Here is a 25015-nt window from a genome sequence, read left to right as displayed (position 1 = left end):
GGTCGGGAGAGGGGAGCCCGGGTTCAGCAAAGGGCGCGACCGGCATGACGGGCAAAGTCCGGTTCTGCACCGTCGCTCCCCTCTTGCGGGACTTCGTCCCGGCCCGACCCCCTTCGGGGGCCACCCTCCCCCGCAGAGGGGGGAGGGAAAACGCGTCGCGGTTCAGGCGCCCGATCCCGCCCCTACTCGGCCGCCGCCGCGTGGTGCGGCCGATGCGCCGCCGCCTCGCCCGCGCCCCGCTCGCCGTCGGCCACGGCCTTGCGCCGGAACAGGCGCATCACCACCACGAAGAACACCGGCACGAAGAACACCGCCAGCACGGTGGCGGTGATCATGCCGCCCATCACGCCGGTGCCGATCGCCTGCTGGCTCTTCGAGGCGGCGCCGGTGGCGATGGCCAGCGGCACCACGCCGAAGATGAAGGCGAGCGAGGTCATCACGATCGGCCGGAACCGGAGCGTCGAGGCCTCGATGGCGGACTGGATCACCGAGGTCCCGGGCTTCCAGAGGTCCTTGGCGAACTCCACGATCAGGATCGCGTTCTTGGCCGACAGGCCGATGATCGTGATCAGGCCGATCTTGAAGTACACGTCGTTGGGCATGCCGCGCAGGTAGACCGCCGCCACCGCGCCGATCACGCCGAGCGGGATCACCAGCAGCACCGAGACCGGGATCGCCCAGCTCTCGTAGAGCGCGGCCAGGCACAGGAACACGATCAGCACCGAGAGCGCCAGCAGCAGGCTGGCCTGGCTGCCGGCCTGCTTCTCCTGGAACGACTGCCCGGTCCAGGCATAGCCAAACCCCTTGGGCAGCTGCAGCATCAGCCGCTCCATCTCGTTGATCGCGTCGCCCGAGGTGTAGCCGGGGTTCGGCTCGCCCGTGATGCGCACCGACTGGTAGCCGTTGAAGCCGACGATCTGGCTCGGCCCCATGCCCCATTTCAGCTCCGCGAAGGACGACATCGGCACCATCGTGCCGCCGGCGTTCTTCACCGCGTAGTTGAGGATGTCCGAGGCGTTCATGCGCTGGAGTTGCTCGGCCTGGACGTAGACGCGCTGCATCTTGCCCCGGTTGGGGAAGTCGTTGGTGTAGACCGAGCCGAGGTTGAGCTGGATCGTGGCGTTGATATCCTCGAACTTGACGCCGAGCGCCGCCGCCTTCTCGCGGTCGACGATCAGCTCCGCCTGCGGGGTCGGCGGCAGGCCCTCGATCTTCACCTTCTGGAGGATCGGGCTGCCTTGCGCGAGCTTGAGCAGCTGGTCCTGGGCCGAGAGCAGCGCGGCGTAGCCGCGGTTCGCCCGGTCCTGGAGGCGGAACGAGAAGCCGGCGGCGTTGCCGAGGTTGTCCACCGGGGGCGGCTCCTGGGCGTCCACGGTGGCGTCGCGGTAGTTCGCCAGGGCCGCGTTGGTCCCGGCCACCAGGGCGGCGGCCGAGTTCTTGGCGTCGCGCTCGCTCCAGGGCTTCAGGGTCACGAAGGCCTGGCTGGTGCTGGGCGCCTGCCCCGAGAACGAGAAGCCGTTGAGCATGGTCACGGTGGCGACGCCGGGTTGCGCCAGCAGGTGCTCCTCGACCCGGCGGTTGGCCTCCTGGGTGCGGTTGTAGGAGGCGCCGGGCGGCGTCTGGATGTCCACCGTGAAGAAGCCCTGGTCCTCCACCGGCAGGAAGCCCTCCGGCAGGTTGATGAAGGCGTAGGCCGTGCCCGCCACCAGGGCGAGGTAGACCAGCATCACCCGGCCGGACTTGCGGATGAGGCCCGCGACGCCGCGGCCGTAGCGGGCGGTCTCGCGATCGACGAAGCGGTTGAACATCCCGAACACGCCGCCCTTGGCGTGGCCGTGGCCCTTGACCACCGGCTTCAGGAAGGTCGCGCACAAGGCCGGCGTCAGCGACAGGGCGAGCAGCGCCGAGAACGCGATGGAGGTGACCATGGCGATCGAGAACTGCCGGTAGATGATGCCCACCGAGCCGGGGAAGAACGCCATCGGGATGAACACGGCCATCAGCACCAGGGTGATGCCGATGATCGCCCCGGTGATCTGCTCCATGGCCTTCTTGGTGGCCTCCTTGGGGGGCAGGCCCTCCTCGTTCATGATCCGCTCGACGTTCTCCACCACCACGATGGCGTCGTCGACCAGGATGCCGATGGCCAGCACCATGCCGAACATGGTGAGCACGTTCACCGAGAAGCCGGAGATCCACATCACCGTGACCGTGCCCATCAGGGCGATCGGCACCACGATGGTGGGGATCAGGGTGTAGCGGATGTTCTGCAGGAACAGGAACATCACCAGGAACACCAGCACCACCGCCTCGACCAGGGTGTGCAGCACCTTCTCGATGGAGGCCTCGACCGCCGGGGTGATGTCGTACGGGATGTCCCACTTCAGGTCGGGCGGGAAGAACTGCGACAGCTCCACCATCTTGGCCCGGATCGCGCGGGCCGTCTCCAGCGCGTTGCCGTCCGGGGCCAGCGTCACCGAGATGCCGGCGGCCGGGCCGCCGTTGAGCCGGGTCGAGAACTGGTAGGCGTCGCCGCCGAGTTCGATCCGGGCGACGTCGCGCAGGCGCACGTTCGAGCCGTCCGAGTTGGCCCGCAGCACGATCGCGCCGAAATCCTCGATGGTGCCGAGCTGGCCCTTCACGATGATCGGCACCGTGACCGCCTGCTTGGTCGGGCTCGGCTGGGCGCCGACCGAGCCGGAGGCGACCTGGATGTTCTGGTTGCGGATCGCCTCGGTCACGTCCTCGGCGCTGAGCGACAGGCCCCGCAGCTTGTCCGGATCGACCCAGACCCGGAGCGAGCGCTCGGTGGAGTAGAGCGTCGCGCGCCCGACCCCGGGGATGCGCCGGATCTCGTTGATGACGTTGCGGATCAGGAAGTCGCCCAGCCCCACCTCGTCCATCGACCCGTCCTTGGAGATCAGGGTGATGATGTTGAGGGTCGCGGCCGAGGCCTCCTCCACCAGGATGCCCTGCTGGCGGACTTCCGCGGGCAGGCGGGCCTCCACGCGCTTCAACCGGTTCTGCACCTCCACGGAGGCCAGCGCCGGCTCGGTGCCGGGCAGGAAGGTCGCGGTGATGTTGACCGAGCCGAACGAGTCGGTGGTCGACTCGAAGTTCATGATGTTGGCCGCGCCGTTCAGCTCATCCTCGATGAGCCGGGTCGTGCCGACGTAGAGGCTGTCCACCGAGGCTCCGGGATAGGCCGTGGACAGGGCGATCTGCGGCGGGGCGATCACCGGGTACTGCGCGATCGGCAGGTTCGGGATCGCCAGGGCGCCGCCCAGGCAGATGAACAGGGCCACCACCCAGGCGAAGACCGGGCGGTCGATGAAGAAGCGTGCCATGCGCGTGGTCCCCGGGGCTCAGTGGCGGTTGACCGCGGCGGCGCGCGGCGTGGCCTGCGCCTTGTCGCCGGGATTCGGGGCGCCAAGCTTCTGGTCACTTGGCTTCTGGTCGCCGGGCGCGTCGGGGGCCTCGTCGGCGTCGTGCTTCGGGCTCTCCTCGCCGTGGAGCGGGGTCTGGTCCACGGGCTTCACCTTCACGCCCGCGGTGATCTTCTGGACGCCGTCGATGATGACCCGCTCGCCGGCCTTGAGCCCGTCCCGGATCAGCCAGTTCTGCCCGACCACCGGCCCGACCTCGACCGGCTGGCGCATCACCGTGTCGTCGGCCCGGACCAGCCAGACCTCGGCGCGGCCGTCCTCGGTGCGCTGGATCGCCTGCTGGGGCACCGCGATGGCGTCGGAATCGATGCCCTGCTTGATCCGGGCGCGGACGTACATGCCCGGGAACAGCTCGTCGTGCGGGTTGGGGAACTGCACCCGCAGGGTCACCTGGCCGGTGCTCGGATCGGCGGTGACGTCCGAGAACAGCAGGCGGCCGGCCAGCGGGTAGAGGGAGTTGTCGTCCATGATCAGGTGGACGTTGGCGGTGTTGTCCTCCAGCCGGGCGAGCTCGCCGCTGGCGAGATCCCGGCGCAGGCGGTTCAGTTCGCCCACCGACTGGGTGATGTCGACGTAGATCGGGTCGAGCTGCTGGATCGTGGCGAGCGCCCCCGTCGAGCCCGGCTCGATCAGGGTGCCCTCGGTGAGCAGCGCCCGGCCGATCCGGCCGGTGATCGGCGCGCGCACGTCGGTCCAGCCGAGGTTGAGCTGCGCCCGGTCCCGGGCCGCTTTGGCGCCGGCGACCTCGGCCTCCGCCTGCTTCTTGCCCGCGAAGGCGGCGTCGTACTGCGCCTGGCTGGCGGTGGCCCGGGTCAGCAGGGTCTCGAGCCGGTCGGCCTGCTGGCGGGCCAGCACCAGGGCGGCCTCGTGGCGGGCCAGCACGGCCTCCGCGCTCGCCAGCTCGACCTCGAAGGGGGCCGGGTCGATCTTGTAGAGGATGTCGCCTTCCTTGACCTGGCTGCCCTGCTCGAACAGGCGCTTGACCACGAGGCCGGAGACCCGCGACCGGACCTCGGCGATGCGCATCGGCGCCACCCGCCCGGGCAGGTCGCGCAGGTAGGGGATCGCCTGCGGGGTCACCGTGACGAAGCCGACCTCAGGCACCGGCGGCGTCGGCGCGGCCGCCTGCTTCGGGTTGCAGGCCGAAAGGCCGAGCGCCAGCAGGGCGGCCGCCCCCAGGACGGTCGCGCGCGGCGGGCTGCGCCGGACGGGGGACGGGAATCGGGCGGACGAAGTGCGGGTCACGGGTTCCGACGCTCCTGGAAAAACATGCGTCTGCAGAGGCCGGCGCGGCGCTGAAGGGCCGCGCCTCGTCGAGGCGGATCGCGCATCTCCCCGAACGGGGTGTTCCGGCTTCCGGACGGACGATGCTGCACGATCGAGGGTTTGGACCGTTGCGCCGGATCCGGGATCCGGCACGAGGGTCCTCGCGCCGACACGGCGCCGATCGGGCGCGCGGCCGGCGGACAGCCGGCGGCGCGGGTCAGGCCGCCCGGGGCGGCCGGTGCAGGGCTTCGTCCGGTCCGGAAGCCGGCGCGACGGCCGGGGCATAACCATAGGATGCGGCGGAGGCGTGACGCGGCCGCGGTGCTTCCACGGGACGGCGCGGAAGCCCGAGTTCGCCGACGACCTCGAGATCGGCCGGACACAAGTCGATGCCGTCGAACAGCGCCCGGCGGGCCTCGGACGCCTTACGGGTCTCGACCCTGCGCGCATCCGACAGGACGGCCACGGTCTGGCTCGTCACCCAGCAGGCCGGGCCCGCCACGGGGGCGGCCCGGGCCGGCCGGGGCGCGGCCATCAGCGCAGCCACCGCGACGACGAGCATCGCCAGCACGGCGAGGCTCCGGACGAGGCGGTCCGGCGGGCCCGCGACGCGGCGGGCCAGAAGGGCGACGGATCGGATCACGATCCCGAGATAAGCATGGCCGTCCCCCGGCGCAATCACCCACGGCGTCGCGCCGGCTCGCGGTGTTGCCCGGAGCACACAGGCAGGCCTCGACTCGCCCGCGCCCCCCGGCCGGCCTCAACCTCGCCGCGAAGTCCGGGCCGGTTCGCCCGAGGGATCGCGGCACGGCCGCGACGACCGACGCCGTCGGCAAGAACCGGCCAAGCGATCGGCCAAGTGACCGGCAAAGTGAAAGGATGACAGACCATGTCGAGACGGATCGCGATGCTCGCGCTCGCAGGCGCCCTGCTGGGGAGCGCGCCCGCCTCCGCCGGCCCGATCGATAGCGGGCCGCTCGCGGATTTCCTGAACGTCTTCCGCAGCCAGGCGATCCCGCGCGAGACGATCGGCTGGAACAGCACCGAGAAGCCCGGCACCATCGTGATCTCCACCCGCCAGCGCCGGCTCTACTACATCCTCGGGAACAGCGAGGCGATCCGCTACGGCGTCGGCGTCGGCCGGCAGGGCTTTTCCTGGTCCGGCACCAAGACGGTGACGATGAAGAAGGAATGGCCGGCCTGGCGCCCGCCGCAGCAGATGCTGGCCCGCCGCCCGGACCTGCCGCGCTTCATGGCCGGCGGCCAGGACAACCCGCTGGGCGCCCGCGCCCTCTATCTCGGCTCTTCGCTCTACCGGATCCACGGCTCGAACGAGCCCGAGACGATGGGCGCCGCGGTATCCTCGGGCTGCATCCGCATGACCAACAAGGACGTGGTCGATCTCTACGACCGGGTCCGGGTCGGCACCAAGGTGGTGGTGCGGGACTGACCTGCGAGAGCGCGGGAAGTCTGTCGGCAGGCGAGGGTTGTGTGTCGGCCTGGGCGCGCGAAGTTTGTCGGCGCGCGTACAGGCCAGCCCGATCATCGAGTTCCGGCCCCGAATGCGTGGGTGGCCTGCTGCCGGTTCCTGCTGCGGCTGTACGCGGACGGCGGCTATCAGGGGCCGGCGTTTAAGGCCGGACTGCGCCGGGCATGCCGTCGGCTCAGGCTGACGATCGTCAAGCGCTCCGATTAGGCCAAGGGCTTCGTCGTGCCGCCCAAGCGCTGGATCGTCGATCCTTCGACAGGCTCAGGATGAGGGAACGTTTGCTTGGCTCAACCGGTGTCGGCGCTTGGCCAAGGACCGGGAATGCCGCTCACGCACAGCCCGCGCCTTCCTCTTGCTCGCCTCAATCCGCCTGATGACATGAAAGCTCTGCCAAACAACACAATGATCTCGGACAGACTCTAAGGACCGCCCAAGGAACCGCGCTGTCGCATCTTGGATACACCGGTACATAGAACCTGCTTTTCGAGTTGACGCGATGCGGCAATGCGGCTGATGGTAATCGTGACGGTTCCCCTCGGGGATCAAAAGGGAACGCGGTGAGGACCAACCCATGAGGGTCAGTCCGATGCCGCGGCTGCCCCCGCAACTGTAAGCGGCGAGCTTTCTCACCACCACGTCACTGGGCGGCCTCGCCCGGGAAGACGGTGAGGCGGCGACGACCCGCGAGCCAGGAGACCTGCCGTCAGTCGTGGTCACACGCGAAACGCGCTGGGCGGGGTGCCCCGGCGGGTGCGGAAGCATGCGCGTGCGTATGGCTTCGGCCTCGTTCGCGGTGACGTGCCACTGCCGTTGCCCGAGGCCGTCCGCTTTGTCCCGTTCCGCGTCGATCCCGATCCTGCCCGTGCTGGCGCTCGCCTGTGCGTTTCCCTCCCTTGCCACCGCGCAGGCCGCACGGTCCGAAGAGGCCGCCGTGGTTCTCGACGCGCTCTCGGTCGAGGGTACCCTTACCGCCACGCCGACCTACCGGGTGCCGGAGCTCTACAGCGGCACCAAGACGATCACGCCCCGCCTCGACCTGCCGCAGCAGGTCGACGTGATCCCCCGGGAAGTCCTGATTGACACAGCCGCGACCCGCGTCGAGCGCGCGCTCGATTACGTGCCCGGGGTCGGAAAGCAGAACGACTTCGGCGCCCAGAACCTCGCCCTCTACTCCGTTCGGGGATTCGCGACCCAGGACATCTTCTTCAATGGCTTCAACATCGCCCGCGGCTACAACGGCGCCCCCGACACCCAGAACGTCCAGTCCATCGAGGTCCTGAAGGGCCCGGCCGGCGCCCTCTACGGCCGCAGCGATCCGGGCGGGACCGTCAACATCCTGACCAAGCAGCCCGTAGCCCGACCCTTCGTCGAGATGGGCACGCTGTTCGGCAGCTTCGGCACCGCCCGCACCACGGTCGATGCCGGCGGCGCACTGAGCGAGGACGGCAGCGTGCTCTACCGCTTCAACGGCGTCCTCGCCCGCCAGGACAGCTTTCGCGACTTCGTCGGCGGCGACCGGGTGCTCCTGGCGCCCGTGGTGAGCTGGCAGGTCACGCCCGACACCAAGATCACGTTCGAGGCGCAGTACCTGCGCAACCGCCAGACCTTCGACCGGGGCACCGTCGCGGTGAACAATCGCCTCGGCCTCGTCCCGCGCTCGCGCTTCTTCGGCGAGCCGGGCGACGATTCCGTGTCCGAGAGCGCGCTCCTGCAGGTGCGGCTGGAGCACGCCTTCAACACCGACTGGCAGCTCCGCGTCGCCACCCACCTCAACACCGGCAGCCTGACCGGCCTGCAGACCGGCGCGACCGGCATCCTCGACGACGGGCGTACGCTCTTGCGCGAGTTCCGCCGGCACGACTTCACCTGGGGCGTCGCCATCGGCCAGGCCGAACTCGTCGGGCGCTTCGAGACCGGGCCCATCGCCCACACCCTGCTGCTCGGCCTGGAGCACGAGCGCTACAACAGCACCGAGAACCTGCTGCGCTCGACCCCGCGCCTCGACCCCTTCGCCATCGACCTGTTCAACCCCGTCTACGGGCAGGCCAAGCCTCCGTTCACGCGCCGCTACAGCGCCAGCGAGAACGTCGGCAACACGGCGGTCTACCTCCAGGACCAGATCGCGCTCAGCCCGGAATGGAAGCTGCTGCTGGGCAACCGCACCGACTTCTACAACCAGACCTTCCGGGACAAGGTCGCGGACGAACGGACCGAGCAGGACCGCACCGGGTTCTCGCCCCGCGCCGGCCTCGTCTACCAGCCGCTGTCGTTCCTGGCCCTCTACGGCAACGTCGCCGCCTCGTTCCGCCCGAACACCGGCTTCGACAGCGCGTCCCGGCCCTTCGCGCCCGAGACCGGGTTCGCCTACGAGGTCGGGGCCAAGCTCGACCTGTTCGACGGCCTCAGCGTGACGGCCGCCGCCTTCCACATCGAGAAGGAGAACGTGCTCACCACCGACCCGGCGGACTTCTTCTTCCAGATCGCCGCCGGGGCGGTGCGCAGCCAGGGCTTCGACGTCAGCCTGGTCGGGCAGGTCACGCCGGAGTTCCGGGTGATCGGCGGCTATGCCTTCATCGACGCGGCGGTCACCCGCGACGAGGTGCTGCGGGTCGGCTCGCCGCTGCTCAACATCCCGCGCCACAGCGGCTCGCTGCTCGGCATCTACGAGATCCAGGCGGGCGACTGGAAGGGTTTTGGGATCGGCGGTGGGTTCCGGGCGGTCGGCTCGCGGCTCGGCGACACCGGCGTCGAGAGCTTCCGCTTGCCGGGTTACATCCTGACGGACGCGCTGGCCTACTACCGCTACGAGAACCTGCGCTTCGGGCTCAACGTCGACAACATATTCGACGCGACCTCCTACGAGCGCTCCTACAACACCTTCTGGGTCGGCGTCGGCGAGCCTCGGCGGGTCACCGTGAGCATGACGGCACGGTTCTGATGAGGATGCATCCCGGAACGTCCAAGGTGTCGGCGTGCGCACCGGCCGCGTCAGGCCGCATCGGCTCCATCGATGCCCTGCGCGGGCTGGTGATGGTGCTGATGCTCCTCGACCACCTGCGCGAGACCTGGTTCCTGCACGTGCCCGTGGCCGACCCCATCGACGCCCGAACCGCCCTGCCGGCCGTGGCCCTGGCTCGCCTCGTCGTCAGCCTGTGCGCGCCCATCTTCATCGCGCTGACCGGCGTTGCCGCATTCCTGTTCGGTACCCGGCACACGCTGGCCGAGACGCGGGCCTACCTGCTGAAGCGTGGCCTCGTGCTGATGGCGCTGGAGGTCCTCTACCTGTCGGAACTGTACTGGGGCGTGGCCAGTCCGACGCTCTGGCTGCAGGTCATCTGGTGCATCGGCGTCTGCATGATCGTCCTGGCGGCCCTGATCGGTCTGCCACGCCCGGCTCTGTTCGCGGTCGGGCTGTTGATCGTCTGCAGCCATAACCTCCTCGACCCTCTCCACCTCCAGCCGGATCAACCGCTCTTCCCGGTCTGGGCGATGCTGCACCAACGCGACGTCATCGCGTTGCCGTTGGGTCTGGTCGCCAAGACGACCTATCCGGTGATCCCATGGATCGGCGTGATCGTGCTCGGCTATGCGATCGGCCCGTGGTTCCTGCCGAGCGTCGCGGAACGCACTCGCGAGCGCCGGTTCATGGCTCTTTGCTGCTTGATGCTCGTCGCGTTCGCGGTGCTGCGGCTGGTGAATGGCTACGGCGACAAGCCCTGGTTCGCGGTCGAAGGCGATGCGCTCCGGACCACGATGAGCTTCCTCGCGCTCACGAAGTATCCGCCATCGCTGCTGTTCCTGCTGCTGACGCTCGGGATCGGAGCGCTGCTCCTCGTCGCGCTGGAACGGATGCGCGAAGCTTCGGTCGTCGCGGCTTTGGCGGTGTTCGGCGGAGCGCCGTTGTTCTTCTACCTGCTCCACCTCACGATTCTGCGGCTCCTGTACCATGGCGCCGTCGCCATCTGGGGGCCGACGCAGGGCGCCGTGTTCGGCGTCGCGAATTATGGCTGGGTGGTCCTCTGGTATGTCGGACTGATCGCGCCACTCTATTGGCCGACAGCATGGTTCTCGCGCGTCAAGGCGGCTCGACACGATATCGCATGGCTCAAGTATCTCTAGTTCTTTGAGCGTGAGTGAAGCCGGGTGTCCCGGTCTTCGTCTGAGCCTTCAAGCTATGGCTACGGCGACCCTGCGGTTGATCTCATTGATCCGCGCGGGCGGCAGATTTCGGCATCAACCGATGCCGGCTCGCCGTCCCGGCCGGGGCGGATCGCTTGCCGGAAACTCAGCGACGAGCGCGCCACCCTGCTCGACGAGATCCTCCAGCCCGACGCAAATGAGCCGATCCACGCCCGCTGCATCAGAGGGCGGCGAGGTGGGCTATCGCACGCTCTTGCACGTGAACGCGCCCCGGCGCCCCAAGAGCCCGGCAACAGTCACCCGGCGCAATGCTTTGGAAACCAGTTCCCGTGGAAGCCTGGTGGGATCCGATGCCCGAGGTGGACTGTAGCGACGGGCGGCGCCTCGAACGCGTGCGCGTCGAGGACGGTGAAGTCCGTCGTGTCGCTCGCCGTGTCGATGACGAGCCCGACGAGCCACCCCTCGTCCTCGCCAGCCTCTGGCCCCGCCGGCACGAATACGAACTCACCCGGGACACGGGCGGCGCCGAACTCGTGCGTGCGCCGCTCCCCGGTCGCCAAATCGTGTTTGTAGAGCCGTGTCGCGCCGACGAGCTGCGTGTTGCCGTCGGCGGGGACTGAGCCCGTGTAGACGTATCGGTGGGGCCGCCCGAATAGGCGCTCGTCGATCCGGGGGAACTCCTGCGCCGCGGGGTCGATCATCTGCCGATCGACCCGCCCCGTCGTGGGGTCGGCGGTCCAGCGCTCCAGCCGTCCGGGTGCGTCGAAGCCGCCACCGGCCGAGGCGAACACCGTCTCGTACGCAATGACGTCGAGGACCACCTGCCCGTCCGTGGTGTCGTAGCCGTTGGCGACGTGGAAGACGAAGCATGGCTCCACCGTGCACCACGTGATGTCGGCAGCGGTGCCGTGCCGGGGGAGCAGGCCGACGCGGGCGTTGTGGGTGGGGTTCCAACGGAACGGGAAGCGGTGGCCGGCCAGCACAGCCCGCATCGAGAAGGTGACGGGCAGGTCCAGCACGACCGCGAAGCGCGCGGTGATCGCGCAATCGTGGATGCAGGGGCCGTGCTCGACCGGGATCGACACGTCTCGCACGACGCGACCGGCGGGCGAGATGACGACGTGGCGCACGCGGTCCCAGACGCGGCCGTCGTAGGCGATGGCATGTGTCTCACCGGTCGCCGGGTCGCGGTGCGGGTGTCCCGTGAAGGAGCCGGCGAGCGTTCCGTCGAACGGATCGTAGCGTTGGGTTTCCAGGTCCTCTGACAGCGCCACAGGGTAGCTGCCGGCCTCGACCACGGCGAAGGCGCGGCCGCCGATCTCGACGACGTTGGTGTTGACGGTATCATCACCCCGGCGCGGCCCGGGGGCGGCGGGTCGGCCAAGCGCCGCGGACGCCGCGCGCGAGCCGATCCAGCGGTTGCGGTACCACAGCGCTTTACCGCTCTCGATACGTAGACCATGCACCATGCCGTCGCCGAGGAACCAATCGTGACCGCGCGTCGTCGGGCCGGCGGGGTTGGCGCCCATCTTGAGGTAGCGGCCGTCGAGCCCTGCCGGGATCGTCCCGGTGACCGGTAAGTTCCAAAGCGTCAGCTCCTCACGCATTGGCGCGTGGACACCGACGACAAAGGGGTGCGGCGTCCCCGGCAGGCGTAGTCGGCTGCAGGCTGCCACCAATGCTACGAGCCCCTCAGCGGCGGTGCGCAGGCTGGACTCGATAAAGTTCGGCATCGGTCGCTGCCTCGGGGCGGTGCGGATGAAGCACGAGGTCCTTCGTGACGGGGGCGCCCCCCGTTACCGAACGAGAATGACAGGTCTGTCCATAAGGGACGACGCGACACTCTGGCCGACGATGTATCCCCGCGGTCGGCCAACCGAACAAACTGTTGCACCACGTCGACGGCTGGGTCGGCCTCTGATAGCGGCCTGCGGCAACGCCGCTTGGCAGGATGCCACGTCGCACTGATCTTCAGCCGAGGCGCAGGCCAGCGTGAGACCCTGCGGCGAGCCGATCGCGTCGCGATTGTCCCCCGTTTCGAACCCGATCACCGCGATAATCCCGTCCGCCCCGGCTAGCGCTATCACGGGCCCGAGCAAGTTTGTGACGTCCTCGACTGCCCTCCGAACGCGGCGGCTCGGCCTGCGCGCGAGGCAGAGCGGGCGCACTCACGACGGCCTGACAGAACCGTCTGCCCCAAGCCGGAGCCAAGGGGCCCGCCGAAGCCCAGTCGTGAAGCCGGACTGCCGGCAGAAGGAAGGAGGTGCAGCATGGTGGATCGCAGATCCTGGCTCCGTGGCGGCGCGTTGTCGATCGCTGCGCTGTGGGCCTCCTTGACGGCCCTCCCGGCGACGGCACAGGGGATCAACCTGCCCGATGGCGCCGAAGCCGCTGCACGGCTTCCTCCGAGCGACGTGATGGCGAAGGCGCCGCCCCTTCTCGGGGCGGGCCGCGGAGACGAGGCGACGTTCTGGTTCTATGCTGGACAGCTGCGCTATCGCAGCTACCTGGCGGCGCATCGCGATCTTGATCGGACGGGGCACCCGGCCCTTTTCGCCGCGCTGATCGAGACGATCGGGCGGCCGGTCAACGAATATGCCTTCGGCGACGTCACGACGCCGGCGCGTACGATCTCGATGGTCCTGGAATGGGACCGGCTCTATCCCGATCCGTCGCTGGCCGGCCCGGAGCACGAAAAGACGCGAGACGGTCTCGAAGGCCTTCGAAAGCAGATCATGGCCCAGGCCGACAGCATCCGTCGCGAGCGTCAGCAGCGGGGATTGCCGAACCGGTAGGAGCGGCGGACGGGGCCACAGCCGGTGAGGCCACCTGATCCATGGGGGCCAATCCCGCCTTAAAACGCCTACCAACGCTCGGATCTGGTTAACGGTGATGAGGCTTGCGGCGAGGCTGGTGAAGGCCTGGTAGGTGTCCGCGCGCCGCTCGTAGCGAATGGGCAACCGGCGGAAGCGGTTGAACCAGGCGTGGGTGCCCTCATCCTGAGCTTGTCGAAGGATCCACCACCCAGCGGTGGCGGTCGAGCCTCTGGCTACTCTCGACATCGTTCCGGGCGATGCGCGGCCTGATCCCGCATGTGCGGCACTCCCTCCGTCGGGACCTGGCATCGTAGGCCTTGTCGGCGTGCAGCGTGTCGAGGCGTCGGCGACGCCGGTCCCGGCGGCCACTCCGCAGCGCTGGGAGGGCGTCGAGCGTGGGGGCCATCTGCGGCGCGTCGTGGCTGTTGTCGCCGATCAGACGGAAGCCGAGCGGCGTGCCGCGCGTCGCTGACGCGGTGGCGCTTCGTGCCCGGCTTGCCTCGATCTGGCGGGTTCGGGCCGGTGGCAGAGCCCCCTTTTTCGCCGGGACGGAGGCACCGTCCAGGCTTGCTCGGCTCCCATCATCTGTCCGGCGTCGTGCAGGTGCTCCAAGAGCGTCGGATGCAAGCGGCGCCACGCGCCGGCCGCTTGCCAATCGCGCAGGCGTCGCCAGCAGGTCACGCCCGGGCCGCAACCCAACTTGGCCGGCAGCATCGCCCACGGTAGCCTTGAGCGCAGCACGACCAGGATGCCGGTCAGCGCCGCACGGTTCTCGATCGGTCGCCGCCCGCCCTTTGGACGCCGGCGCGTCGTAAGAGGATCGTCTGCTTTTGCCCCGAACTGTCTCCGAAGCGGACGTGCCGCTTCCGGCCAGACTACGCCGTCGTACCGGGCTTCGAAGCATAACGACGCCGCCTATACCTATGGTGTTCTTCATCGGCGTGCTGGACGGTGGCAGCGTCGCCTTGTAGGCATCCCCGGCGGATGCAGGATTATTGCACGAGACGAGGTTGATCCCTTGAACTCCGGTAGCCAGGAGGAACCACCGACGGTCTACCTCGACGTGGACGGCGTTGTGACGACCGTCGGCTATCAACGGCGTGTCGGCAAGGATAGGCTCAACCCGGCCCAGGTCGCACTCGTCGCCAGTCTCGTAAGAGAGTTCGACGCTAGGGTGGTCGTGTCATCAACTTGGCGCGTCGAGGATTGCCGTCCGGCCCTGATCGAAGCCGGGCTTCCCGAGACCTGCTTTCACTCCGACTGGCGGACCGCCATTCTGCCAACAAGCCGAGATGCCAAGACCGGCGCCATGCTCCCCGCCGAACAGGCTGGGCGCGGCAACGAGATCAACGAGCACGCAACCCGTAACCGCATCACAGATTACCTCGTCCTCGACGACGTCGAGGTTGGTCCCGTTCATGCGGCTCGGCACGTCCGACCTGTGGCGGAGTTCGGCTTGAGCGAAGCCGATGGGGTTCTAGCTCGGAGCCTGCTGGCCGAGATGGAAGACCTCCGCAGGACCCGTGGATTGGAGAAAATTCACACCCCACGCACGTAAATTTATGCTCCTGTATGGATTGCAGTTTCCGGAGGCCCGGGTCATTCCATGACAGTGGAGTGACATCCGCGTCACGCTGCCCCCGACATCGACAGGGTCACTTCGACCTTCGCCGGACCTACCCGTCCGGTCCATCCTCGACACCGCACTTGTGCGGCTGCTGAGCGCGTGTCGCATCGGATATTCGACTGGCGGGGGGAGTGGCTGCGATGTTTGGTTTTAGGCCCCAGAAGAAGACGTTCAGCCCCTCGCTCGTTGCCCTCGGCATCAAGGAACGGTCGGCCACGGGGGCTTATGCCACGCTCCTCGCCATGGGCTGGTCCGAAATTGGTTTCGGATACCACGGCACTGTCCACGCCCATCCGGACCACCCTGACGTCGTCGTACGCTTTGCCCGCAAGGCCGACGGTTTCGGCGATTATGTGACCCTGCTCCGCGAAGGTTTCGCAGGATCGGATGGACCGCATGCGCCGCGGATCCATGACATGCATGTCAGCCGCTGCGGCGCGCTGATGACCGTGGGAACACGACTGACCAATCCTGCACGCGACGTCTGGTGGTTGGCTTACGCCCACGCCGTCATCGCAGATCATCCGGGCATCACTATGGATGAGGGCGTGCGCGACCGGTTCAGAGCCGAATGGCCAGCGCACGAACCTCGCGTCGATCATTCGAGCTTCGACGGCATCCGCGAGGCGTTCCGGGCCTCGTGGCCCGAATATGAGGCGTTTGTCGCCAACCTGCGGGCCGTGTCTCCGCAGGGGCTAGACCCAAATATCGGCAATGTTCTTGTCGGAAGCAATGGCAGCCCTGTTGTAAACGATCCGCTGTGCGACGACGGATACGGCTTATGGCGCTCGCCGCTCTCCCGTGTGCTGAGCCGCTCCGCAGATATGCTGCGCCGGCTGGCGGGCACCGCACCCAGCAAAGCACCCGTCCTCGCCTGATCGCGGCAGAACGTCTTGGGGCCAGTGGGCCCATGAGACCGCCAACGGACAGTCGGGCTTTCGAACGCTTACCGGACTTTCGGTCAGGCGTGCATTTCCGCTTCAAGCCGCGGATTGCCGAAAATCGGACGGGCCGCTTTGCGCCCATACCGGTCATAGAGCGGGCTGTTGCACGATCCAGTAAGCGGACGCTGCCATCGGCAGCTCGCAAGACGCTTTGGTGCCAGATGCTTGTCGAAGAAGCGTGCGATCTCTGAGAACACAGCGCGGGTTTCCGGCGCGGTGCGGACAGAGCCGCACCGGCCCCGCACAGATCCGCCCGAGCGCGGCGGGCGGGTGCGGTTCCGGACCGGAAAAGGGCGAGGTTTCTCATGGTGGCGGAGGGGCGGGCGCGGGAGCTTCAGCGGTGAGCCGGCCGCGATCCGCCGGCGAAGGAGGTTTCCCCGATGCCGTTCTTCGCTCCACGATCCACGGTCAAGCCCACGCACATTGCCGCGCTGTCGCCGCTCTTCCTCGCGCTGCCGGCGCTCCTCGTGATGCTCGCCTCGGCCTATGCTGCGCCGGGCCCGACGCGGGGCGGCCTCATGCTACGAGGGCTGACCGGCACCGCGCCGGTCGAGGCCATCCAGCTCGCGACCGACATCAGCGTCGATGTCAGCGGCCCAACCGCCCGTGCCACCGTCACCCAGGCCTTCCGCAACGTCACAGCGGACTGGGTCGAGGGCACCTACCTGTACCCCCTGCCGGAGGACGCGGCCGTCGACGGAATGAAGCTCGTCGTCGGCTCCCGCGTGATCGTCGCCGACATCCGCGAGCGGGCGGCGGCTAAGCGCGCCTACGAGGCCGCGAAGGCAGCCGGGCAGTCGGCGGCCATGACCGCGCAGGAACGGCCCAACATCTTCACCAACGCGGTCGCCAACATCGGCCCCGGCGAGACTGTGCTGGTCCAGATCACCTATCAGCAGACGATCCCCGTCTCCGGCGAGACGCGGATGCTGCGACTGCCCCTGGTGGTCGCGCCCCGCTACAACCCCACCCCCGCCTCGGTGGAAGCGGTCTCCCTCGACGGCGTGGCCCAGGCGGCCCGCGACCCGGTTCCGGATCGCCTCCGGATCAGCCCACCGGTGCTCGACCCGTCGGTCTCCCGGCCCACCAACCCCGTCGCCGTCACGGTGCGGCTCCAGGCGGGCTTCGCCATCGGCGCCGTGCGCAGCGCGACCCACGCGATCCGCGTGACCGAGACCGGCCCGGAGGCGCGGACCGTCACGCTCGCCGACGGCGTCGTGCCGGCCGACCGTGACCTCGAGCTGACCTGGGCGCCGGTCCCGAGCGTGGTGCCCGGCCTCGGCCTGTTCCGCGAGACCGTCGCCGGCCGGACCTACCTGCTGGCCGCCGTAAACCCGCCGGCGATCGAGGCCGCGGCGGCCGCCCGGCCGGCGCGCGACGTCACGTTCGTCATCGACAATTCCGGCTCGATGGCGGGCGCCTCGATGCGGCAGGCTAAGGCCGGTCTCCTCGCCGGCCTCGCCCGCCTAACGCCGCAGGACCGCTTCAACGTCATCCGCTTCGACGACACCTGGGACGCGCTGCATCCCGAGCCCGTCCCGGGGACGCCGGCGGCCCTGGCGGAGGCCGAGGCCTTCGTGACCGCCCTTGAGGCCCGCGGCGGCACCGAGATGCTGGCGCCGCTCAAGGTGGCCCTGGCCGATCCCCACCCGGAGGACGGGCGCGTGCGCCAAGTCGTGTTCCTCACCGACGGCGCCGTCGGCGACGAGGAGCGGATCTTCGCGGCGATCCACGCCAATCTCGGCCACTCGCGCCTGTTCATGGTCGGTATCGGCTCGGCGCCGAACGGCCACCTGATGCGCCACGCCGCCGCGATCGGGCGCGGCAGCTTCACGGAGATCCGCGACCTCGCGCAGGTCGGCGAACGGACCCGCGCGCTCTACGAGAAGCTGGAATCCCCCGCCGTCACCGACCTGACCGCGACCTTTTCCGTCCCCGGCGTGGAGGTCACGCCGGGCGCGCTGCCCGACCTTTACCGCGGCGAGCCGCTGGTCTTCGCCGCGCGGCTGCCGGGGGCGGCCCATGGGACCGTCGCCGGGACCGTAACCGTCTCGGGCCGGGTGGGCAGCCGGACCTGGACTCGGACGCTTCCCCTCGCCGAGGCGGGCGCAGGCGCCGGCATCTCCAAGGTCTGGGCGCGGTCCCGGATCGGAGAGACCGAGACGGCGCGCATCACAGGCCGCCTCGGCGCGGACTCGGCCGACGCCGCTATCCTGGCCCTCGCCTTGGAGCATGGCCTGACGACGCGGCTGACCAGCCTCGTGGCCATCGACGCCACCCCGCGCCGGGCGCCGGGCACGCCCATCGTCGCCGCCGACCTGCCGCTGAACCTGCCGGCGGGCTGGGACTTCGCCAAGGTGTTCGGCACAGACAGTCCCGGAGTCACACCCGCCGACGACGGGGCCGCCCGGATCGTGCCGATCCGGGCCGACGGCGCGGCCGTCGACCTGCCGCAGACTGGGGCCGGAATCCTGGCGCAGCTGGGCCTCGGCCTGCTCCTCGCCCTGCTGGGTCTCCTGCTGAGCGTCGGCCTGCGGCGCAGCGGCCGGCCGATCGGGGACGCGCGGTGAGTCGAGGCCCGGCAACCGGACTGGGGATGGCCCTCGCGGCCCTCCTCACCCTCGCGGGCCTCGGGCTGGCGGCGGAGGCCGCCTGGATCCCCGCCAAGGCCACCCTGGCGCAGGTGCTGCTGGAGCGCGCCTTCGCCCGCACCCTGGCCGAGGGTCGGCCCGCCCGGCCCTGGCCCTGGGCCGACACCGAGCCGGTCGCCCGCCTCACGGTCGCGGGCCGCAGTTTCGTGGTGCTGCGGGGCGGAAGCGGCCAGTCTCTGGCCTTCGGCCCCGGCCATCTGGACGGCACCCCGGAGGCCGGCGAACCCGGCACTGCGGTCTTCGCCGCGCACCGCGACACGCAGTTCGCGGGGCTGGGGCAACTCGGCCCCGGCGATACAGTCACGGTGACGGGCCGCGACGGCCGAACCCTAAGCTTCCGCGTCACCGGCACGCGGGTGGCGCGCTGGGATGCCTCGGGTATCGATCCGCAGGCCCCCGGCCGGCATCTCGATCTCGTCACCTGCTGGCCCCTGGAGGCGCTGCAGGCCGGCCCGCTGCGTCTGATCGTCGAGACCGATTTGGCGTCGGAGGCGGGGCGTTCCTGATAGGTTGACGTGGATGGCCAGCTTGGCCGCGCTTGCGCAAATGTGCGGTTTCGTGCGGATCTGTGCGGATCAAGCCTGCGCGAGCCTTGTCCGTGAGCGACGTTGAACTGTCTGAGGCGCAGAGCCGCGCCATTGCCCAGATCGTGCGCGAGGCGCTGGCCCGCCGACGCATCTCCCGGCAGACACTGGCGGAGGAGGCCAGGATCAGTCTCTCGACCCTTGAGAAAGCGCTCGCTGGCCGCCGGCCGTTCACCCTGGCAACCACAATCCGGCTGGAGGAGGCGTTGGGCCAATCCCTACGTCAGCCGACGGGGCAGGCACCCGCTCCGGAACTGCCCCGTCACGCCCCCGACGAGCTTGGGGCCTATGCGCGGCAGGGTGTGGCTTGGTTGGAGGGCTGTTACCTCACCCTACGCCCCTCATTCGAAACGGCGGGGATGATTTTCGCCTATCGTACCCAGATCGCCTGGGATGCTGACAGCGCGTGCTTGGTGTTCCGTGAGGCCGAGCGGATCGATGCGCCGTTCGCACAGTCCGGCAGTGTTGCTGTCCCCAGCCAATCCGGCATGATATACTTAGTGACCAACTGGCACGGGCAGCATCGTCTTGCAGTGTTGTGCCGTCCCAATATTCGAGGCGAGATGTTCGGGATTCTCACCACGCTGCACGCGGGCCGCGGTACGCAACTCACGCCCGCTTCGGCACCGCTCGCCCTGCTGCCGGAGCGCCATGCGACTGACCTGCGTTACGGCCGCATTGCTCCGCAAGAGCCCACTTACGCTGGTTATCGAGCGCATCTCGATCGCGTCCACGCGGACGGCTACGCCTCGTTCTTCGTGAGCGCTTCCTAGCAGGAACGACACCAGCCTGGTCCCCACAATCATCGGGCCAACGCCGGATTAGAAGTCTGCTGCCGTCGAATCGTCGATGCCTATTTTCGCCGTTGTCACTTCAAGAGTCGGACGGACAGCTGGCGGCTAAATCCGGTCGGCCGCTTTGCGCCCATGTGGGTCATTCAGAGAGCTTTGGCCGCTTCTCCATAGCGGACATTCCGCGCAACGGCTGCTACGCCCGGTGATTAATATACGAGCACGTTCTGGAACTACCACAGACCTCAAAGAGGTCTTGATTGGGCCGCGCACCCTTCGGAGATGATCTTCGAAATGATCATGCCGAAGCGATGAGGTCTGATCGGATCGTGGAAAACGGCGATCCGGCAGCTGATGAATGGGCTTCGATGTCCCGGACATCCTCCAGGCCGGGGTGAGCGGCGACCGGCGAGACGACGAGGCTGGGCAGGCCGAGCCACGAAGCCGTCAGCCGAAGCTCCCCTAGCAGCCGCTCCGCGGTATCGGCCGGCGCACCCGGCTCGACGTGGGCACGCTGGACGACCAGGGCACCGACCTTCCGGTCCGCCTTCAGGTCCACGCGGGCGACGAGCGCACCGTCCATCAGGAAGGGTAGCACGTAGTAGCCGTGCTCGCGCTTGTGGGCGGGGGTGTAGATCTCGAGGCGGTACCGGAAGCCGAACAGCCTCTCCGTCCGCGGGCGGTGCCAGACGAGTGGATCGAAGGGCGAGAGTAGCGCGGAAGCGCCGAGCCTGCGCCCGGGCTTCGCATCGCGGTGCAGATAGGCCTGATGCTGCCAGCCGCGGACATGCACGGGGACGAGCGTACCATCCTCGATCAGCTGCTCGATGGCCGGGACCGCGTCCGCCGGCGGGATCCGGTAGTAGTCGCGCAGATCGTGCGCCGTCGCGATACCGAGCGCCTTCGCGGAACGCGCGAGGAGCGCCCTTCGGGCATCGACGCCGGTCGGCGTCGGAATTTCGAGAACGGCACGGGGCAGCACCCGCTCCGGAAGGTCGTAGACGCGCTCGAAGCTGCTCCGCCGATGCGTCGAGGCCACCTGTCCCGACCAGAACAGCCATTCGAGCGCGTGCTTGGCGTCGCTCCACTGCCACATGCCCTTCGCGGCCCTGCCGCCGGCGACGTCCGAGGCGGCCAGCGGCCCCTCCCTCTCGATCCGAGCGAGGAGAGCGTCGGCCTCGGCTCGCTTCTCACCCGCGAAGGGCTCGAGCCGCTGCCAGACGCCCTGGCCGTGGCGTGCGCGGGCCATGCGCCAGCGCAGCAGGGGCTGGAGGTCTACGGGCAGAAGGGATGCCTCGTGCCCCCAGTACTCGAAGAAACGCCTCGGCCGGGCGACGGAGACCGTGTCGAGCAGGTCGCGATCGTACGGCCCCAGGCGCGAAAACAGCGGCAGGTAGTGGGCGCGCGCCAGGACGTTCACGCTGTCGATCTGCAGCAGGCCGAGCCGGCCGATCGCCGCCCGGATCCGCGCTGCACCAACGGCGCTGCCTCGGGAAATCGCGTCGAAGCCCTGGGCGGCGAGTGCGATGCGCCGAGCTTCGAGCGCGTTCAGTTCCGTCTTCAGGGCCGGGTCTCCGAGGCGGGTGCGATGGCGTCGATCGAGATCATACGGTTGGCTCCTCCCGCTCGCGACGGGGTCGACCCACTTTGCTTCGTTCGGCTCCTGAACAATTGCTGCACCGCACAGTTGAAGCGTGATGCGCCGACCCGGCGCATGACGTTTCGTTCCTTTCCGCAGGACGACCTCACGCCCGAGGCCCGCCTGCCACAGGCCGGGAACGACGCCGCCCGTTTCGGCGATGGAGAGTCAGCGGCCGTCGACGGCCCCTGTTCCTCCATCGCCCACCTGAAGCCCAATCCCGACCCGCATCGAACGGAGAGCCTCATGAGCATCGCATCCGCACTCGGCCTGACCTCGGGCAAGAAGATCCGCTACGCCTTCGTCGCCCTAGGCGACATCACCCAGGAGGCGATGCTGCCGGGCGTCGAACACACCGGCAACTCGGAGGTGGTGGCCTTCGTCACGGGCGATTCCGAGAAGGCCCGTCTGGTCGGCGAGAAGTACGGGGTCTCCGACACCTATTCCTACGAGCGGTTCGACGAGCTCCTCGCGTCCGGCACGATCGATGCGATCTATCTCGCGACCCCGAACTGGCGCCATACCGAGTTCGCCGTCCCCGCCCTGAAGGCCGGCATCCACGTGCTGGTGGAGAAGCCTCTCGAGATCTCGACCGCGAAGTGCCGGGAGATCCTCGACGCGGCCAAGACCTCCTCCGCCAAGCTGATGGTGGCCTATCGCCTTCATTTCGAGCCCGGCACCCTGGCGACCATCGACCTGATCCGGTCGGGCAAGCTCGGCGAGCTCCTCACGTTCTCCTCGACCTTCACGCAGATGGTCTCGCCGGAGAACCACCGGGCCAAGAACGGCGTCGAAGCCGGCCCGATCTTCGACATGGGTCCCTATCCGGTGAACGCGGCCCGGTACGTGTTCGGCGACGAGCCGATCGAGGTGGTCTCGGCGGTCGGCGTGCGCCATCCGGAGGCGGGTCTGGGCGACTTCGACGACACGGTCGCCGTGACCCTGCGCTTCCCGGGCGATCGTCTCGCCCAGTTCGTGCTCTCCTACTGGGGCAACACGCTCGACACCTACGCGGTGGTCGGAACCAAGGGCAGCGTCGAGGTGAACCCCGGCTACATGTACGGCAAGCCGATCGAGCACGTCGTCACCATCGGCGAGACGAAGTCCCACGAGAGCTTCAAGAACACCGACCACTTCGGCGGCGAGCTCAAGTACTTCTCCGACTGCATCCTGAACGACAAGGAGCCGGAGCCGGACGGCGAGGAGGGCTACGCGGACGTGCGCGTGCTGGAGGGGATCGTCCAGGCGCTGCAGACCAAGGCCGCGGTGACGCTGGAGCCATTCACGCGCTCGAAGCGGATCGACACGGCCGCCCAGCGGGAGACGCTCCGCGCGCAGAAGTCGCCCGAGCTTGTCAACACGTCGAACCCGGGCAAGGACAAGGAGAAGGTCCCCGCCAACTGACGTCGGCCGCGGCCCTCATCGTCGCCGACGCTCCCGGGCTTTGACTCGCCGACCGCGCTTTCATGGCGGGGTTCGGCCTACCTTCGACCGGAAGGCTCGGCGGCGGGGTCGGCCCGGGAGTTCGAGGTTGACGACCGTTCTCGTGATCCTTGCTCCGGAGGCCCGACCCGACCGCATCGCGCGGGCCCCAAACGCTGCGTGTCCCCTTCGACACAGCCGCCCCGCATCTGCGGCGCCGGACTGCCGGGCGCCGCAATCGTACCGCACCTTGTTCGTGCCTTCACGATCCGCGAACCACTCGGACGGCCAGGCTGCAGGCGGGTCAGAGGTGCATGCGGGTGTTCGGATTGTCTGGGTTCGGGCGTGGGACGGTCGGCGGCATTGTCGGCATGACGGCGCTCGCCCTCCTGGCGGGCTGCGCGGGCCGTCCCGCCGGCGTTCTCCTGCCGGTCGTCGGCGCCGAGCAGGTGCCGGGCACGTCCCGGGTCGACATGCTCGTCGCTACGACCCGCAAGTCGGCGACCGACAAGGGCATCCTGTTCTCCGGCGAGCGCGGCGACGCCGTGACCTACACCGACCTCGTGGTCTCGATCCCGCCCGACGCCGCCCGCCAGCCGGGCTCGGTCCAGTGGCCGAAATCGATCCCCGGCAACCCCGCCACCGACTTCGTCGCGCTGCGCGCCGATCCGATCGAGCGCGCAAAGGTCCCGACCTGGATCGGCCGGACCGTCCGCCGATCGGCCAAGCGCCACGTCCTCGTGTTCGTCCACGGCTTCAACAATAAGTTCGAGGACGCCGTCTTCCGGTTCGCTCAGATCGTGCACGATTCCGGCGCCGAGGTCGCGCCCGTGCTGTTCACGTGGCCGTCCCGGGGCTCCGTCCTCGCCTACGGCTACGACCGGGAGAGTACGAACTTCTCGCGCAACGGCCTGGAGACGCTGCTGCGCGACCTGACCAGGGACCCGAACGTCGGCGAGGTGACGATCCTGGCGCACTCCATGGGCAACTGGCTGACCCTGGAGAGCCTGCGCCAGATGGCCATCCGCGATCGGCGGATCGCCCCGAAGATCCGGAACGTCATCCTGGCCGCCCCGGACGTCGACATGGACCTCGCCCGCGCCGCCTTCCACGACATGGGCAAGGACCGCCCGCGGCTGACCCTGATGGTGTCCGGCGACGACCAGGCGCTCGCCGTCTCCAGGCTGGTCTGGGGCGACAGCGTCCGCCTCGGCGCCATCGATCCGAACGCCGAACCCTACAAGTCAGAGCTCGAGCGCGAGAACGTCGCCGTCCTGAACCTGACCTCAGTCAAATCGAGCGACGCCCTCAACCACGGCAAGTTTGCCAGCGGCGACGTGGTCGCCCTCCTGGGGAAGCGTCTTGCGGACGGGCAACCGATCTCGGACGGACAGATCGGCATCGGCGACAGGCTGGTAAGCACGGCTGCCGGCGCCGCGTCCACGGTCGCCACCGGTGCCGCCCTCGCGGTGGCCGCCCCCGTCGCCCTGGTCGACCCCCAAACCCGCGAGACCTACGGCGAGCACCTGTCGAATGTCGGCTCCGGCTTCCGCAACGCCCTGGGATCGACGGTCGATCTCGCCGGCGCGCCGGTGCGGGCGGTCGTCGGCGGCGAGCGGTAGCCGACGGTTCCCGTCCTAATGAGTGACCCTCCTGGGTGACCGCAGATCAATTCCGGTCCAACATGGCGTATGGTAGTCGGATGAGACGCTTCGAGACACTCGCAAGATGCTTAGGTACGTTTTATGTGGGTGGCCTTAAAGCTGAAGTCCAACCTTTTACTAGCACGTAAGATCTTTTAAAATTTAATTCTTTCTTCGCCCGTGTATATCTGTCAGTTGCCGATCGGCATTGAAACGGAACCTGATGCGTCTTTCTAGGGAGAAGCGGTCTCAGCTACTAAATTTCGGATGCCGACTGGGAGCGCCTTGAAAACTGATCTACATGTTTCAACGCGAAATAGAAGGCAATGTCCGCTTCGAGGCAGTGGGAACATCCTTTTTTTAGGCTGTAGCGGGTCGATAGAAGGCCGTATGCTTTTCCAGCAATACTTCCCTGAAGCTGGCCGGTGGCTTTCGGCCAATCTAGCCCTTTCTAACCCGATCAGATCGCAGGCAAGCAGAGCTTCCGAACGCCGGCGGCGACCGACCGTTGTGGACATCCGGAAATCGCCGTATGCGCGACGGCGATGCCCAGGCGA

The 25015-nt window shown here is 68.5% G+C and carries 16 protein-coding genes, 2 pseudogenes and 1 riboswitch; of the genes and pseudogenes, 12 read left to right on the top strand and 6 right to left on the bottom strand.

The window, feature by feature from the left end; genetic code table 11:
• Positions 1–182: 182 nt before the first annotated feature.
• The 3 genes from FV233_RS18995 to FV233_RS18985 form a co-directional block, all read right to left on the bottom strand.
• Complete coding sequence (locus FV233_RS18995; RefSeq protein ID WP_147898420.1) at positions 183–3347, bottom strand: multidrug efflux RND transporter permease subunit; 3165 nt, start codon at positions 3345–3347, stop codon at positions 183–185.
• Between the two features lie 18 nt (positions 3348–3365).
• Positions 3366–4691 carry an efflux RND transporter periplasmic adaptor subunit gene (locus FV233_RS18990; protein WP_187278164.1) on the bottom strand — a complete coding sequence of 442 codons (1326 nt, stop codon included), beginning with the start codon at positions 4689–4691 and terminating at the stop codon, positions 3366–3368.
• A 238-nt stretch (positions 4692–4929) separates the two neighbouring features.
• Entirely contained in the window at positions 4930–5394 is a 465-nt protein-coding gene (locus tag FV233_RS18985; RefSeq protein WP_147898419.1) for a hypothetical protein, read from the bottom strand.
• Between the two features lie 207 nt (positions 5395–5601).
• Between FV233_RS18985 and FV233_RS18980 the strand changes: the two genes are divergently transcribed.
• The 4 genes and pseudogenes from FV233_RS18980 to FV233_RS18970 all read left to right on the top strand — a co-directional run bounded on the left by FV233_RS18980 (position 5602) and on the right by FV233_RS18970 (position 10320).
• Entirely contained in the window at positions 5602–6162 is a 561-nt protein-coding gene (locus tag FV233_RS18980; RefSeq protein WP_147854512.1) for a L,D-transpeptidase, read from the top strand.
• 135 nt (positions 6163–6297) lie between these two features.
• Positions 6298–6583 (top strand): annotated as a pseudogene (locus FV233_RS31235) (transposase); the annotation flags it as partial.
• Positions 6584–6710: 127 nt separating this feature from the next.
• Positions 6711–6921, top strand: a riboswitch (cobalamin riboswitch).
• A gap of 109 nt (positions 6922–7030) precedes the next feature.
• Positions 7031–9139, top strand: coding sequence for a TonB-dependent siderophore receptor (locus FV233_RS18975; RefSeq protein WP_246690030.1), 2109 nt, complete (start codon positions 7031–7033; stop codon positions 9137–9139).
• 26 nt (positions 9140–9165) lie between these two features.
• Complete coding sequence (locus tag FV233_RS18970) at positions 9166–10320, top strand: heparan-alpha-glucosaminide N-acetyltransferase domain-containing protein (RefSeq protein WP_238262813.1); 1155 nt, start codon at positions 9166–9168, stop codon at positions 10318–10320.
• Between the two features lie 317 nt (positions 10321–10637).
• Here the strand turns inward: FV233_RS18970 and FV233_RS18965 are convergent, their stop codons facing one another.
• Entirely contained in the window at positions 10638–12074 is a 1437-nt protein-coding gene (locus FV233_RS18965; protein ID WP_147854514.1) for a carotenoid oxygenase family protein, read from the bottom strand.
• A gap of 537 nt (positions 12075–12611) precedes the next feature.
• Here FV233_RS18965 and FV233_RS18960 point away from each other — a divergent pair.
• Complete coding sequence (locus FV233_RS18960; RefSeq protein WP_147898417.1) at positions 12612–13136, top strand: hypothetical protein; 525 nt, start codon at positions 12612–12614, stop codon at positions 13134–13136.
• A gap of 78 nt (positions 13137–13214) precedes the next feature.
• Here FV233_RS18960 and FV233_RS18955 read toward each other — a convergent pair.
• Positions 13215–13958 (bottom strand): annotated as a pseudogene (locus FV233_RS18955) (IS5 family transposase); the annotation flags it as partial.
• A gap of 217 nt (positions 13959–14175) precedes the next feature.
• On the opposite strand from FV233_RS18955, the gene FV233_RS18950 reads away from it, so the two are divergent.
• From FV233_RS18950 to FV233_RS18925, 5 genes are all read left to right on the top strand, one after another.
• Entirely contained in the window at positions 14176–14715 is a 540-nt protein-coding gene (locus FV233_RS18950) for an HAD domain-containing protein (protein WP_147898416.1), read from the top strand.
• A gap of 209 nt (positions 14716–14924) precedes the next feature.
• Positions 14925–15662 (top strand): hypothetical protein, encoded by a 738-nt coding sequence (locus FV233_RS18945; RefSeq protein WP_147898415.1) that lies wholly within the window; start codon positions 14925–14927, stop codon positions 15660–15662.
• Positions 15663–16108: 446 nt separating this feature from the next.
• A complete protein-coding gene (locus FV233_RS18935; RefSeq protein WP_147898413.1) occupies positions 16109–18298 on the top strand; it encodes a marine proteobacterial sortase target protein in 2190 nt (729 codons plus the stop codon).
• Positions 18299–18324: 26 nt separating this feature from the next.
• The gene (locus FV233_RS18930; RefSeq protein ID WP_147898412.1) at positions 18325–18885 is read left to right on the top strand and encodes a class GN sortase; all 561 of its coding nucleotides are present in this window, start codon (positions 18325–18327) and stop codon (positions 18883–18885) included.
• A gap of 92 nt (positions 18886–18977) precedes the next feature.
• Positions 18978–19736 (top strand): helix-turn-helix transcriptional regulator, encoded by a 759-nt coding sequence (locus tag FV233_RS18925; RefSeq protein WP_147853421.1) that lies wholly within the window; start codon positions 18978–18980, stop codon positions 19734–19736.
• A gap of 316 nt (positions 19737–20052) precedes the next feature.
• Here the strand turns inward: FV233_RS18925 and FV233_RS18920 are convergent, their stop codons facing one another.
• Positions 20053–21318 (bottom strand): crosslink repair DNA glycosylase YcaQ family protein, encoded by a 1266-nt coding sequence (locus tag FV233_RS18920; protein WP_147898411.1) that lies wholly within the window; start codon positions 21316–21318, stop codon positions 20053–20055.
• Positions 21319–21639: 321 nt separating this feature from the next.
• Here FV233_RS18920 and FV233_RS18915 point away from each other — a divergent pair, with 321 nt between their 5' ends.
• Positions 21640–22797: a Gfo/Idh/MocA family oxidoreductase gene (locus FV233_RS18915; protein WP_147853703.1), complete on the top strand. Its 1158-nt coding sequence runs from the start codon at positions 21640–21642 to the stop codon at positions 22795–22797.
• Positions 22798–23135: 338 nt separating this feature from the next.
• On the top strand, positions 23136–24437 hold the full coding sequence (locus FV233_RS18910) for an alpha/beta hydrolase (protein ID WP_246690029.1): 1302 nt from the start codon (positions 23136–23138) through the stop codon (positions 24435–24437).
• Positions 24438–25015: the final 578 nt, after the last annotated feature.

It is taken from the genome of Methylobacterium sp. WL7 (genome assembly GCF_008040085.1).
GTDB classification, from domain to species: domain Bacteria; phylum Pseudomonadota; class Alphaproteobacteria; order Rhizobiales; family Beijerinckiaceae; genus Methylobacterium; species Methylobacterium mesophilicum.
Note: the sequence above shows the minus strand (reverse complement) of the source record. Positions and strands in the feature narration are given on the sequence as shown.